The following is a 12746-nucleotide window of genomic DNA, read 5'->3' on the forward strand; positions in this document are numbered from 1 at the left end:
TCAAGCGGGCCGGGGAGCAGCCGTCGACTCTCGCACGATCAGTTGCGACGGCAGCACCACCGGGCGCCGGGGCCGAGTGTCCGAACCAGCGATCATGGCGACGAGGTGCCGCACGCTCGCCGCGCCGAGCTCCCGCAAAGGCGCGGCCAGAGTGGTGAGTGCCGGCGTACACCAATCCGAGCCCAGGATGTTGTCGCAGCCCACGACGCTGACATCGCGTGGCACGGTCAGTCCCACGTCGGTGAGTCCCTGGATAGCGCCGATCGCCAGCAGATCGTTGTAGGCGATCACGGCGGTGGTGGTCGCCCTCGGGGCGCCGGTGCCCGCCCGTCCGCCCGAGCCGCTTCTTTGCCCCCAGGTGACGAGGTCGGCCGCCGCTGCCCAGCCGCCGGATACCGTCGGCGCATAAGGACCGATCCGCCGGATCTTGAAACCCAGCTGCTCCCCCACGGCCCGCAGCGAGCGCCACCGCACGGTGTTCGCCCACGACGCCTGCGGGCCCGCCACGTAGGTGACGCGGCGGTGCCCCAGCTCGGCCAGGTGCTCGGCGGCGTGCCGCATACCTTGCTCGTTGTCCGGCACCACACTCGGGACCTGCTGGGTGACCCGGTTCATCGTCACCATCGGGCGGCGACGGGCGATCGCCCGGATCGCGGCGTCGGAAAGCCGGGAGGTCGCCAGCGCGAACCCGTCCACCGTACGGACGAGCTTCTCCATCACCTGCCGCTCCCGATCAGGAGACTCGTCGATGTCGCTGAGCACCAGCGTGTAACCGGCCGCCGCGGCAGCCTGTTCGGCACCTCTGATGACCGGGAAATAGACCGGATTGGCGATATCGGACACGATCAGCACGATGGTCTCGGTACGGCCGGTGGGCAGGTACCTCGCCAGTGGGTTCGCCTGATACCCCATCTTGGCGGCGACATCGTGGATCCGTTCGCTCGTCGCGGCGCTGACCCTGCCGGGTTGCGACAACGCCCGCGACACCGTTGACGGCGCGACACCACATTCGCGTGCCACATCGTAGATCGTCGGCACGCCAGTGCCTTCCTTGCGCCGCATCCCCGTCCTCGTGTGTAGTTCCCCGTCGGCAACCGGTTGCCGCCGCCCAAGTCTGCCACCTTTGGCTGGTATGACCACAACCGCCCGATCGGTCGGCACGTACCCGCCAAGCGGCTGATACCCCACCCCCACCCAGGCTCCACCCCCAGCCCAGGCTCCACCCCCAGCCCAGGCTCCACCCCCAGCCCAGGCTCCACCCCCAGCCCAGGCTCCACCCCCAGCCCAGGCTCCACGCCCCACTCCTACCCCTAGCCCTATCCCAGCCCCAGCCCCTTGTCGATGATCGACAGTGGGTTGTGGTTGTGATCACGTCGACAAATCGGTCATAGCGCCTCTGTGAGCAGCCACAACCCACTGTCGATCACCGATGAAGGTTGGGGAGAGGTGGGAGAGGTGCGAGTCAGGTGGGAGGGGTGAGCGAGGCGTCGCGGGCCAGGGAGATCAGCCGGCTGACCGCCCGGAAGTACTTCTTCCGGTAACCACCCGTGAGCAGGTCAGGCGCGAACAGGCCGTCGATCGGCACCCCGCCGACAACCACCGGGATTTCCCGGTCGTAAAGCCGATCCACCAGTACCACCAGCCGTAACGCCACGTTCTGGTCATCGATCGGGTGTACGCCACGCAGGTGTACGCGGGACACTCCGTCGAGCAGCGGCCCATAGCGCGAGGGGTGGACCTCGGCCAGGTGCTGGCACAGCGCACCGAAGTCGTCCAACGTGTGCCCCGCCCCGCCCTGCGCCTGGACGGTCACATCGGCGTCGCTCAGCGGCTCCGGTGCCGACGGTAGCCCGCGATGCCGGTAATCCTCGCCGTCCACCCGGACCACACTGAACCGGGCCGAGAGCGCCTGGATCTCTCGCAGGAAATCCGTCGCCGCGAACCGGCCCTCGCCGAGTTTGTCGGGCAGCGTGTTGCTCGTCGCCGCCAGCCGGACCCCGGCCGCTGTGAGTCTGGACAAGAGGGTTGAGACCAGTACCGTGTCACCCGGATCGTCGAGCTCGAACTCGTCGATACACAGCAGCCGCCGGGTGGACAGCGCCTCGACAGCCCGGGTAAACCCGAGTGCACCCACCAGGTGAGTCAGCTCTACGAACGTGCAGAAGGTCTTCTCCTCCGACGGCACGTCTGCCGCATGCCACACCGACGCGAGAAGGTGTGTTTTGCCCACCCCGAATCCCCCATCGAGGTAGATCCCAGGGACCGCGTCGGCCGCCGCGCCCCGCCTGCGCAACAAGCCGCGGCGCGGCTGCGCCGCACCCACGGTCGCCGCGAACGCATTCAGCCGGGCTACCGCCTCGGCCTGGCTGGGCTGTGCGTCGTCGGGCACATAGGTTCCGAACCTGACGCCGGCGAACCGCGGCGGCGGAACCATTTCCGCGATCAACCGGGTTACCGAGACGTCGGGCCGGCGGTCCGTCAGCTGGTCAGGCACGCCTGACAGAATACGCACCCACCCTCCGACAGAGTGTGTGGGGCGAGGGGAGCCAGGAGCCACCACAGGCGCCCGGTTTGTGGAGTCCCTCCATGGTGTGGTGGGCATCAGCGAGGGAGGCCGATGGGCGAAGCCCCGATCCGACCGAGTCTGCTGGGCAAGGAGGGACTCCATGTACCGGGGGCCCTAAACGCTCCTGGCGCATGGAGTTCCACCGAGTGGTGGGCATCAGCGAGGGAGGCCGATGGGCGAAGCCTCGATCCGACCGAGTCTGCGGGCGGAGAGAGGTTCGATGTGCCGGGCGCGTCCTAGAGTTCCTCTGCTTCGACGACGAGCTCCTCGGCCCAGAGCCGGTTCATCTCCGGGCAGGTCCGCAGCAGTTCATCGAGCGAGCCCACACCTGCTACGTGTCCACGATCGAGTACGACGATCTGATCAGCCCGTTCAAGTGCCGCCCGTCGATGAGAAACCACGAGCAGCGTCGACGGACCGTCGCCGTGCAGAGCGGCATCGGCGATCCGGTCCCACAGGCGCTGCTCGGTCTGAACGTCCAGCGCGGACGAGAGATCGTCCACGACGAGCAGCTCCGGAGCCCGGACCAGCGCCCGGGCAGCGGTCGCGCGTTGCACTTGACCACCGGAGAGCCGGACGCCGCGGGAGCCGACCACCGTGTCGAATCCCTCCGGCATGTCGGCCACGTCGTCCTCGAGCGCAGCCAGTTGTACCGCCGCGGCCAGTTGTTCTTCGTCGGCCGGCCACCCGAGCAGCAGGTTCTCCCGCAGCGACTCGGAGAACAGCCGCGGCACCTGCCCTGCGTAGGCGGCCCGGTTCGGCACGAGAAATGTCCCGGGATCATCAACCCGGCGGCCGTTCCACAGCACCTCGCCGGCGGTCAGGGGCAGCAGTCCCAGTAGCGCCCGGACCAATGTTGTCTTGCCGGCGCCTACCGCGCCCGTCACGACGGTGAATGAGCCACGTTCTATTCGCAGGTCAACATCATGAACGCCGCTTCCCGCGCCGTCGTAGGTCGCCGTCAGCCCGTGTGTTTTCAGGACCTCCAGTGGGTCCACGTGGTCTGGGACATGGGTCCGGACCGGCGGCGGGTCTTCCTTCAGCCACACGCCGTTGCGCTTGGAGAGGTCGTCGGCGTCTTCGTGGGTCGCCATCAACCGGCTCAGCCGCTGCGTCGCCACAGCGCCTTGGGGCACGCGGTACAGCATCCGGCCGAGGATCCGCGGCAGCATCGTCAGCCACGCGACGTAGTTGATGAACAGCGCGAAGTCGCCCACCGTGAACTCGCCGGTGCGCATCGCGGGGGCCGCTAGCAACAGGACCAGTCCGATACTCACCTCGACGGTCGCGCTGGTGGCGGTGTCGAGCATGTCCATCGTGAGCCGGTCTTTGACCGCGGCGTCGCGACGACGACGATTATGCTCCCGCAGCCGCTCCAGCACGGCGTCCTCGGCGCCCGCGGTCTTGATGGCCAGCACCCCGGCGAACATCTCTCCGATGAACGACGTCACGGCCGCGCCCAGCTGGCGGGCCTTGCGGTGAATGCGCGCGACCATTCCACGCATCAGCCGGTTCAGCACCGCGATCACCGTCAGCGGGAACACGAGCACCACGGTGATCACCGGGTCGATGCTGGCCATGATCGCGAATGCGCCGACGGTGAACAGGAAGGCGCCGATCAAGTCCACCATGTTGTCCGTGACCATGGTCAGGTCGCGGACGTCGTCGCGGAAGCGGGCCACCGCCTCGCCCGAGGAGTGTGGCAGCCGGCTCGCGGCCGGTCCACGCGCGGTGAGGATCGAGCGCAACGTATTGGTCCGCAACGTGGTCTCGGCGCTGTTCCACCAATACGGCCACACGGTGATCGCCAGCCAGAACACCCCGCCGCGAAGCAGCTCCACCGCCACGAAGGCGGCGCACAGCCACAATGCGGCATCCAGCGACGCCTCCCGCTGACCGCTGATCGCATCGAACAGCGCCTGCAACACCAACCCGGTCAGCAGCGGGATAACGAAAATCGACACCCACAACACGCCGCCTCCCAGGTAATGGCGCAGGCTGACGCGCATCAGCCGGCCGATCACCAACCAGACCCCGCGTGGCCCTCTCATCGGCTCACCCCCGCCGCGTCGAGCAACTGGCCGAACCTGCTGTGGGGGTCGGCGGCCAGGTCATCACGTCGCCCGTACTCCACGATCCGGCCGTCGTCGACCACCGCGATCTTGTCGACTCGGGCCAGTGACGAGAGCCGATGCGCGATCAGCACTCCGGTGCGCTCGGCCAGCAGCTGGTCGATCGCCGCGTCGATGCGCAGCTCGGTTGCCGGATCGAGGCGGCTGGACGCTTCGTCCAGGACGACCACCCCGGCGTCGGTGAGGAACGCTCGGGCGAACGCGAGCAGCTGTGCCTCGCCCGCCGAAACCCCGCTGCCCTGCTGGGCCAATACCGTGTCGAGACCGTCGGGCAAGGCGGCGAACCAGTCGGCTAGGCCCACATCGGTGAGCACGGCCCGCAGCCGATCGTCACCAAGGTGGTCCGGGTCCTCGTCCGCGTCCCTGAACAGGGTGAGGTTATCCCGCACGCTCGCGGCGAAGAGCTGGACGTCTTGCGTGACGATGCCCACCCTCCGGTGCACCGACGCAAGGCCCACATCACGCAGATCCACGCCGCCCACGCGCACGGTGCCGGTTGTGGGGTCGTACAGCCGGAGCACCATCCTGGCGATGGTGGTCTTGCCACTACCGGTGCGCCCGACCAGACCGAGCGTTTCGCCGGGTTCGAGGTAGAGGTTGACCTCGGTGAGGACCTGTTCGTCGTCGTCCGGGTAGGCGAAGCCCACGTTCTGCATCTCGACGCTGAGCGGGCCGGCTGGCGGCAGCTCCCGCGGCTGGTCGGGTTCGGCCAGGGTGCGCTGCTCGGCAAGCAGTCCCCCGACCCGGGCAACGGCCGCCAGCGCCCGTTGGTAGTTCTTCAACTGGTCGATGAGCCGTTCGAAGGGTGTACGCACCATCTGCATGTATTGGAACAACAGCACGGCGGTTCCGACGGTGAGCGTCCCGGCCTGCTGGGTCCACGCCGCCATGCCGAGCATGAGCGCGGTGCCGACGGCGAAGGCCAGTGTCGTCCCCGCATACAGACCACCGCTGATCTTCTCGGCGCGCAGATCCGCGCGGTACAGCCGCGCGCTGCTTTGGTGGAAGCGGTTCACCACGTGTGCCCCGGCGCCGTTGGCGCGAATGTCCTCGGCACCGGCCAGCCGCTCCTCCAGGTTGCCGAACAACGCCGCATGCCGTTCCCGCGTCCGCGTCGCGGCCGGTACCGCGAGCCGCTGAGCCCGCATCATGCCGAAGCCCAGGAGCAGGCAGTACGCCAGCAAAACGCCGCCGATACGCGCGTCGACGGTGAACACGACCACGATCACGCCGAGCAGCAACAAGATGCTGACGACCACATCCAGGAGGAACGCCACCACGAACTGAGCTAATGCGTCCACATCACCGTCCACGCGTTCGATCATCTCCCCCGGCGTGCGCTGACCGTGGTAGGCCATGTCGAGACCCAGCGCGTGCGCGGCCAGCAGCTCACGCAGCCGGTTGGTGCCGTCCCAGGCCAGCTGGCTGGCCAACCACGCGGTCAGCAGCCGGGCAACCTGGCCGGACACCGCCAGGCCGAGGTATCCGAGCGCGATCAAGGTGAGCGTTTGGAGGCTGTCGCCGGCGATGGCGCCGTCGACGAAGCTGCGAGTCAGCAACGGCGCGAGCAGCGGCAGCACGGTGGTGGCCGCCACCAGAACGATCAGCACGACGGTTGCCCGAGGTCCCGGCCGGAGCGTGCTCAGGACGGTGCGACGGGCATCTGTGGGGGAAGTCATGGCAGGGGCTTGATGCTACGTTCGCCCGCGGCACCCGGCAACGGATTTTTCACCGACTCTGGCGACGACAATGTTGCCCGCCATGCAGGTCGCGCATGCTGGCTTAGGCAGGCAGGTGACATAGATGTTTGAGTACCCGCTGCGCGAATGCTGGGCAGCCTGCGTCCCGCAACGCGTCGGCCAAGCTCTTCGCACGCGGCTTGCGGGCCCAATACTTCTCTTGCTTGCGCGTGACCGCTCGGACATGACGCGGAGCAGAGTCGTCCACGAGAACCAGGAAGCTATCAGCGCTGTGCACCTCATACGCCAAGCTGTCCAGATCGATTCCGTCTGATCGGAAGTCGCCGTCTCCAGTAATCATGTACGTGGCGTCTGCAGCGATCGCGGCGGCGTGGACGTGCTGATCGTGTGGGTCCGATCCAGGGAACGAGCCGTCGATCACAAAATCGACGATTCGCCCGCCCTCCAACGAATTGGCGATCTGGTCGCGGATAGTGGTGATGACGCCACCCGGAACTGTGGGATTGTCGCGACGATAGTGGTAAATGGCCTCGGCCAGGATGTCCTACCTCGTACATTCCCCCGCGCGACTCCAGCTGCAGAAGGATCAGCCAGTCACGAAGCGTCTTGGACTACAGTACGTTCGCGTCGACGAGTACCCGGGAAGTCACCCCTGACACGTTAGCGGTAGGTGACTACTCCACGCCGTGCTGATCTTCAAGCTGACGAAGCTCCTCGAACGCCGCCCGCTGACGCTCCAGCCGAGCCCGGCGAAACTCCAAGACGTCGGCGAGCTTGAGCCGGTGATGGCTTCCAACTTTGTGAGCTGCGATCTCACCGTCGCGTATCATCCGGACGAGTGTCGGGCGGGACACTCCAAGCTCCCCAGCTGCAACTGTCGTCGTGAGTTCACTCGGGAGCGACTTAAGCGTCAGGCTCCCACCCTCGGCGACTCTCCGAAGTACCTCCCGCAGAAGAATGCCCAGCTCGGCAGGCACCTCGACCGTTGTCTCCTCACCGATAGCAGTGAACCGGGGATCCGGGGTCTGCGCGACCAGCTCACGGGCCAGTCGCTCCTGGCGTTCCGACACGGTAACCGTAGACATGGCACCTTCCCCCAGATACTTACGCTCACAAGTGCAAGTACTTACATTTACATCCGCAAGTAGCTTGCATCCCAGGGTACGCATACCCTCCACGCTGGTGTCACGGTCTGGACAGGACGGAGGCGATGTCGTAGCTGACCGGCTCTTGGAGCTGGTCATAGGTGCAGCTGAGCGGGTCCCGGTCGGGGCGCCAGCGGCGGAACTGCGCGGTGTGCCGCAATCTGGTTCCCTGCATGTGGTCATAGGCGACTTCGACGACGAGTTCGGGGCGCAAAGGCTGCCACGACATGTCCTTGCCCGCGTTCCACCGGCTCTGCCCGCCCGGCAGTCGCGAATCCTGGTGTGCCTCGGCGCGCGCCCATTCGGCCCATGGGTGCTCGGAGAAGACCTCGTCGCCCATCCGGTATGGCTCCAGCTCTTCAACCAGCTCGGCCCGGCGTTTCATCGGGAACGACGCGCTGACCCCGATGAAGTGCAGGACGCCGGCGTCGTCGTACAAACCCAGAAGGAGTGATCCGACCACACCGCCGCTCTTGTGCCAGCGGAACCCGGCTACCACGCAGTCGGCGGTGCGGTCATGTTTGATCTTGGTAAGAATGCGCTCACCGGGGCGATACGGGTCTTCGAGTTTCTTGGCGATGAGGCCGTCCAGACCGGCGCCTTCGAACTGGTCGAACCACTGCTCGGCCTCGCCGGCGTCCGTGGTGGCCTGTGTGAGGTAGATCGGCGCGCCCGCATCGGCCAGCGCGGCCGCCAGCGCCTCGCGACGCTGCGCGAACGGCTGCTCCATGTGGTTCACATCGTCCAGCGCGAGCAGGTCGAAGGCGACGAAGCTCGCCGGAGTGCGCTCGGCGAGCTCACGCACGCGCGAGTCAGCTGGGTGAATCCGGTCAAGCAGGCGCTCGAAGTCCAGGTGATGGTCGGTGACGATGATGATCTCGCCGTCGACGACGCAGCGCCGCGGCAGATGAGCGCGGGCCGCCTCCGCGAGCTCGGGGAAGTAGCGCGTCATCGGCCGCTCGTTACGGCTGCCGATCTCGACCTCGTCGCCGTCGCGGAAGATGATGGCCCGGAAGCCGTCCCACTTGCCCTCGTAATGCATGCCGGGTGGGATCTTCTTCGCAGACTTGGCCAGCATTGGCGAAACCGGCGGCATCACAGGTAAGTCCACCTGAGTAATGTAGCGTGCCAATCGGCCCGGGCCTGCTGGGCAGACCGAAACTCTCACCGCCCGCGTCGAAGTATTTGCACCGGGAATGTAACGCTTTCCGGTACAAGACCTAACCGCATGGTCTCAACTCCCCCGCTTTGGTGGAATTTGGTGTCACGATGACGTAAGAGTCCTTGGATCGGCGGCACCGCCGACCGGCATCAGGGAGGTACGCCAGTGTCGTACAAAGTCGTTGTCCTCGTCGAAGAGCCCGTCACCGAATGGGACGCCCGGCAGATCGTCGCTCTGCACACCGATACTCCCGAACCCGTCCATTACTACGTCCTGATCCCGGTCGAAGACGCCGCGAGCCGCGTCGAATCGACTATCGGCTCGCTCGCCGCCAGCGAAGTCATGGGAACCGCCGCGCTCTACCTCGATGAGGACGATCTCGAACGCGTCCATGAAGAGATCCGCAAGGCCAGCCGGCAGGCACTCGATGCCTCGGTCAACGCGTTCAGCCATCTCGGAGCGCAGGTGACCGGCGAGGTCACCGCCTCCGATCCACTCGACCGCCTGGCATCGCTGGTGCAGGAATGCGGCGCCGCCGAGGTGATCATCCTGACCCGTCCGCACGTCGTCGCCGAGCTGTTCCACATCGACTGGACGGCTCGCGCACGGCGTAAGCTCAAGGTGCCGGTGCTGCACCTGCTCGCCCAGTCCGAACCGGACTGGGAGTCGGAGGTGCGCAACCACGAAGATGACGACACCTGACTGCGTGGAAGCAGCGCAGGAGCGAGCGAACGGGGCCACCAAGGTGAATGAGCCGGTCTTCCTCGACATTGGCGGGCGCGAGGTCCGGGTGTCCAGCCCGGACAAGGTGTACTTTCCCGAGCGTGGCCTCACCAAGCTCGACGTCGTCCGGTATTTCGTCGCCGTGGGCGACGGCCTCCTGAGGGCGTTACAGAACCGGCCCACCACCCTCGAGCGGTGGCCCGGCGGCGTGTTCGAGGGTGCGCGGTTGTCCACCCGGCAGGACAGCCGGGGAGACGCCTTCTACCAGAAACGGGTTCCCAAGGGCGCGCCGTCCTGGGTGGAGACAGCCCGCATCACCTTCCCCAGCGGCCGCCCCGCCGACGAGGTCTGCCCCACCGAGCTCGCCGTCGTCGCATGGGCGGCCAATCTCGGCACGCTCACCTTCCACCCCTGGCCGGTGCGGCGCGACCATCCCGATCACCCGGATCAGATGCGCATCGATCTCGATCCCCAGCCCGGCACCGATTTCGCCGACGCCGCGCGCGTTGCCCCGGAAGCCCGGGCGCTCCTGCAAGAACTCGGTCTGGATGCTTTCCCGAAGACGTCGGGCGGGCGCGGTTTGCATTTGTACGTCCCCATCGAGCCGAAATGGGACTTCGTCGAGGTACGGCGCGCGTTGATCGCTTTCGGGCGCGAGCTGGAGCGCCGGCTCCCGTCGTCGGTGACCATGTCCTGGTGGAAGGAAGAGCGCGGCGAGAAGATCTTCGTCGACTTCAACCAGATGGCTCGGGATCGCACGATCGCCTCGGCCTACTCCATCCGGCCGAATCCACGGGCAACCGTGTCGGCGCCGCTGAGCTGGGACGAGGTCGGCGACGTCACACCGGAGGATTTCGACATCACGACCATGCCGGAGCGGTTCTCCGACATCGGCGACCCACACGCGGTGATGGACGGGCACGCGTTCTCACTCGAGCCGCTGTTGGAGATGGCCGAACGTGATGCCCGTGACCACGACCTCGGCGATCTCCCCTACCCACCTGAGTATCCGAAGATGCCCGGCGAACCCATGCGAGTGCAGCCCAGCCGCGCCCGCGACACCAACGGGTAGCGGACCCGGCCACACGGATGCGCCCAGGGTGGTGGAGCGCGTAACGTCGAAGACATGACGTACCCGGTGGAGAAGACCGACGACGAGTGGCGGGCCGAACTCTCTGCGGAGGAGTATTACGTGCTCCGCCAGGCAGGCACCGAGCGCCCTGGATCGAGCCCACTCGAACATCAGGATGACCGCCCGTACATGTACGAGTGCCGTGGCTGCGGAGCCGAGCTTTTCCAGAGCGCCACCAAGTTCGACGCCCACTGCGGATGGCCGGCGTTCTACGCGCCGCTGGCCGAAGACCGAGTCGAGCACATCGAAGACCGAAGCCTCGGGCAAGTCCGTACCGAGGTCCGGTGCGCACGTTGCGGATCGCATCTAGGGCACGTTTTCACCGGAGAAGGCTTCCCAACGCCGACCGATCAGCGGTACTGCATCAACGGGGTGGCTATGCGCCGCATCGAGCCGCCAGAAGCGCGCTGAGAGAACCTCCCGACGGCAGAAGTGTCTAGCAAGCTAGACGGCTGACCTGCTTGTTTAGCGATTTCAGTTGGGTTAGCATCGGCGTCATGTCGGACCTTGCTCACGGTCGCCAACCGGTGCCAACCGATGCTTCGGACCCGTCCCAGCCCTCCGAGACCACACCCTTCGACGCCACGCTGACCGAAACGCCCGAGCCATCCGCCGCCCAACCCAGCGTCACCATTCCGGAATTCGACCCCGATGCCCGCGGCAACGGCTACGTCTACCTCAGGCTCGCCGATCATCTCGCGGCTCGCATCGAGGCGCGTGATCTGCCACCGGGCACTCAGTTGCCGGCCGAACGCGACCTCGCCATGCAGTACGGCGTCTCCATTGGAACAGTCCGGCGGGTTGCCGCCGAGCTGCGAAATCGTGACCTCATCCTGACACTTCCCGCGAAAGGTACATACGTTCGGCGCTGATGTCAGCCCGGGACGCTAGCGTTGCCTCGTGACCACGACCTCTCCGCCAGGCAGGTCGGACCCTGATCTGCCCGGCCTGCTACCGGGGTTCCTGCTTGCTGAGCGCCCCGACGAGCCACAACATCCTGCTGTCGTGCGCCGCAGATCCGTCCGTGATTGGATCGTCGACGTCGTGTCGTTTCTCATCGCCGCTGGGATCGGCGCGGCCACACTCGCCGAAGAAGTCGGACGCGGCGATGGATTCACGGCTTGGCGGGCGACCGATCTCGTCATCGGCATAGTCGTCTGCTTCAGCTTGTGGTTCCGCCGGCGCTGGCCTATTCAGCTCGCGATAGCCGCCACCGTGACAGCGGCATTCGTCTCGACCAGCGGCGGGGCGGCCCTCGTCATGCTGTTCACGGTCGCGGTACACCGCCGGTTTCCCGCGGCCGCGGCCATCGCAGTCGCGAACATCTTCAGCGCCGCGGTCTACTACTGGATACACCCACCATCGGACTCCTGGACCGTGTCGTTCGTGTTCGCCACGTTGGTGTTCGTCGTCGCCGTCGTCTGGGGCATGTTCGTTCGTGCCCGGCGTCAGCTGGTCGTGTCGCTGCGGGAACGTGCCCGCCAAGCCGAGTCCGAAGCTCAGCTACGCGTCGAGCAGGCCCAGCAACGTGAACGCCAGCGGATCGCTCGTGAGATGCACGACGTGCTGGCCCATCGGCTGTCGCTGCTCAGCGTGCACGCCAACGCGCTCGCGTATCGCCGCGACGCCCCGGCCGAGGACGTCGCGCGGGTGTCCAACATCATCCGGGAGAGCGCACATCAGGCACTCGAGGACCTGCGCGAGATCATCGGCGTCCTGCGCGCGCCGTCGGCCCACCCGGTGGCGGAGGACGAACCACAGCCAACGCTCGGCGACATCGCCGGTCTCGTGGACGAGTCGCGCCGGGCTGGGATGCGCGTCGCGGTCGACGACTGGCGAGACGCCGAAGCCCCATTGCAGCCGGCCGTCGACCGATGCGCCTACCGGGTCGTGCAGGAAGGCCTCACCAACGCCCGCAAGCACGCTCCCGGCGCAGCGGTGTCGATTGCCTTGGCCGGCACACCCGGCGACGCGCTCACGGTCAACGTCCGCAACGGAGCTCCCGCCGAGATCGTCCCGGCCGACCCCATCCCCGGCTCCGGCACAGGCTTGGTCGGACTCAACGAGCGCGTGGGCCTCGCGGGCGGAACCCTCAGATCCGGGCCCACCGCCGACGGCGGCTTCGCCCTCACCGCGGATCTGCCCTGGCCGAGTTAGCAGTTCGCTGTCGAGCAGTTGTCGCGCTG

General features: G+C 66.8%; 12 protein-coding genes. 5 read left to right on the forward strand and 7 right to left on the reverse strand.

The features are described from left to right. The 7 genes from F7O44_RS04280 to F7O44_RS04310 form a co-directional block, all read right to left on the reverse strand. A complete protein-coding gene (locus F7O44_RS04280; RefSeq protein ID WP_222851039.1) occupies positions 1–1038 on the reverse strand; it encodes a LacI family DNA-binding transcriptional regulator in 1038 nt (345 codons plus the stop codon). A 424-nt stretch (positions 1039–1462) separates the two neighbouring features. Next, positions 1463–2494, reverse strand: a complete 1032-nt coding sequence (zapE, locus tag F7O44_RS04285; RefSeq protein WP_222851040.1) for a cell division protein ZapE — start codon at positions 2492–2494, stop codon at positions 1463–1465. 308 nt (positions 2495–2802) lie between these two features. Next, positions 2803–4617 carry an ABC transporter ATP-binding protein gene (locus tag F7O44_RS04290; RefSeq protein WP_222851041.1) on the reverse strand — a complete coding sequence of 605 codons (1815 nt, stop codon included), beginning with the start codon at positions 4615–4617 and terminating at the stop codon, positions 2803–2805. Beyond that, positions 4614–6377 (reverse strand): ABC transporter ATP-binding protein, encoded by a 1764-nt coding sequence (locus F7O44_RS04295; RefSeq protein WP_162448894.1) that lies wholly within the window; start codon positions 6375–6377, stop codon positions 4614–4616. The genes F7O44_RS04290 and F7O44_RS04295 overlap by 4 nt, the downstream gene beginning before the upstream one ends. Positions 6378–6480: 103 nt before the next feature. After that, a complete protein-coding gene (locus tag F7O44_RS29550) occupies positions 6481–6819 on the reverse strand; it encodes a hypothetical protein (protein ID WP_222851042.1) in 339 nt (112 codons plus the stop codon). A 253-nt stretch (positions 6820–7072) separates the two neighbouring features. Then, positions 7073–7483, reverse strand: coding sequence for an excisionase family DNA-binding protein (locus F7O44_RS04305; RefSeq protein WP_162448895.1), 411 nt, complete (start codon positions 7481–7483; stop codon positions 7073–7075). A gap of 100 nt (positions 7484–7583) precedes the next feature. Continuing rightward, positions 7584–8654, reverse strand: a complete 1071-nt coding sequence (locus F7O44_RS04310; RefSeq protein WP_162448896.1) for an ATP-dependent DNA ligase — start codon at positions 8652–8654, stop codon at positions 7584–7586. A 216-nt stretch (positions 8655–8870) separates the two neighbouring features. On the opposite strand from F7O44_RS04310, the gene F7O44_RS04315 reads away from it, so the two are divergent. The 5 genes from F7O44_RS04315 (at position 8871) to F7O44_RS31610 (ending at position 12717) form a co-directional block, all read left to right on the forward strand. Further along, positions 8871–9407 (forward strand): hypothetical protein, encoded by a 537-nt coding sequence (locus F7O44_RS04315; protein WP_162448897.1) that lies wholly within the window; start codon positions 8871–8873, stop codon positions 9405–9407. Continuing rightward, positions 9394–10500, forward strand: a complete 1107-nt coding sequence (gene ligD / locus F7O44_RS04320) for a non-homologous end-joining DNA ligase (protein WP_162448898.1) — start codon at positions 9394–9396, stop codon at positions 10498–10500. The genes F7O44_RS04315 and ligD overlap by 14 nt, the downstream gene beginning before the upstream one ends. Positions 10501–10554: 54 nt before the next feature. Then, positions 10555–10971 carry a peptide-methionine (R)-S-oxide reductase MsrB gene (gene msrB / locus F7O44_RS04325; protein ID WP_162448899.1) on the forward strand — a complete coding sequence of 139 codons (417 nt, stop codon included), beginning with the start codon at positions 10555–10557 and terminating at the stop codon, positions 10969–10971. Between the two features lie 86 nt (positions 10972–11057). Next, on the forward strand, positions 11058–11432 hold the full coding sequence (locus F7O44_RS04330; protein WP_162448900.1) for a winged helix-turn-helix domain-containing protein: 375 nt from the start codon (positions 11058–11060) through the stop codon (positions 11430–11432). Positions 11433–11460: 28 nt separating this feature from the next. Further along, positions 11461–12717, forward strand: a complete 1257-nt coding sequence (locus F7O44_RS31610; protein ID WP_162448901.1) for a histidine kinase — start codon at positions 11461–11463, stop codon at positions 12715–12717. The last annotated feature ends 29 nt before the right edge of the window (positions 12718–12746 follow it).

The organism is Phytoactinopolyspora mesophila (genome assembly GCF_010122465.1).
Classification (GTDB): Bacteria; Actinomycetota; Actinomycetes; order Jiangellales; family Jiangellaceae; genus Phytoactinopolyspora; species Phytoactinopolyspora mesophila.

What these genes read in the sequence shown, in the direction of transcription:
- ligD (WP_162448898.1), top strand. Translation starts at nt 9,394, where the DNA reads ATGACGACACCTGACTGCGTGGAAGCAGCGCAGGAGCGAGCGAACGGG.
- F7O44_RS04295 (WP_162448894.1), bottom strand. Translation starts at nt 6,377, where the DNA reads ATGACTTCCCCCACAGATGCCCGTCGCACCGTCCTGAGCACGCTCCGG.
- F7O44_RS04305 (WP_162448895.1), bottom strand. Translation starts at nt 7,483, where the DNA reads ATGTCTACGGTTACCGTGTCGGAACGCCAGGAGCGACTGGCCCGTGAG.
- msrB (WP_162448899.1), top strand. Translation starts at nt 10,555, where the DNA reads ATGACGTACCCGGTGGAGAAGACCGACGACGAGTGGCGGGCCGAACTC.
- F7O44_RS04290 (WP_222851041.1), bottom strand. Translation starts at nt 4,617, where the DNA reads ATGAGAGGGCCACGCGGGGTCTGGTTGGTGATCGGCCGGCTGATGCGC.
- F7O44_RS04330 (WP_162448900.1), top strand. Translation starts at nt 11,058, where the DNA reads ATGTCGGACCTTGCTCACGGTCGCCAACCGGTGCCAACCGATGCTTCG.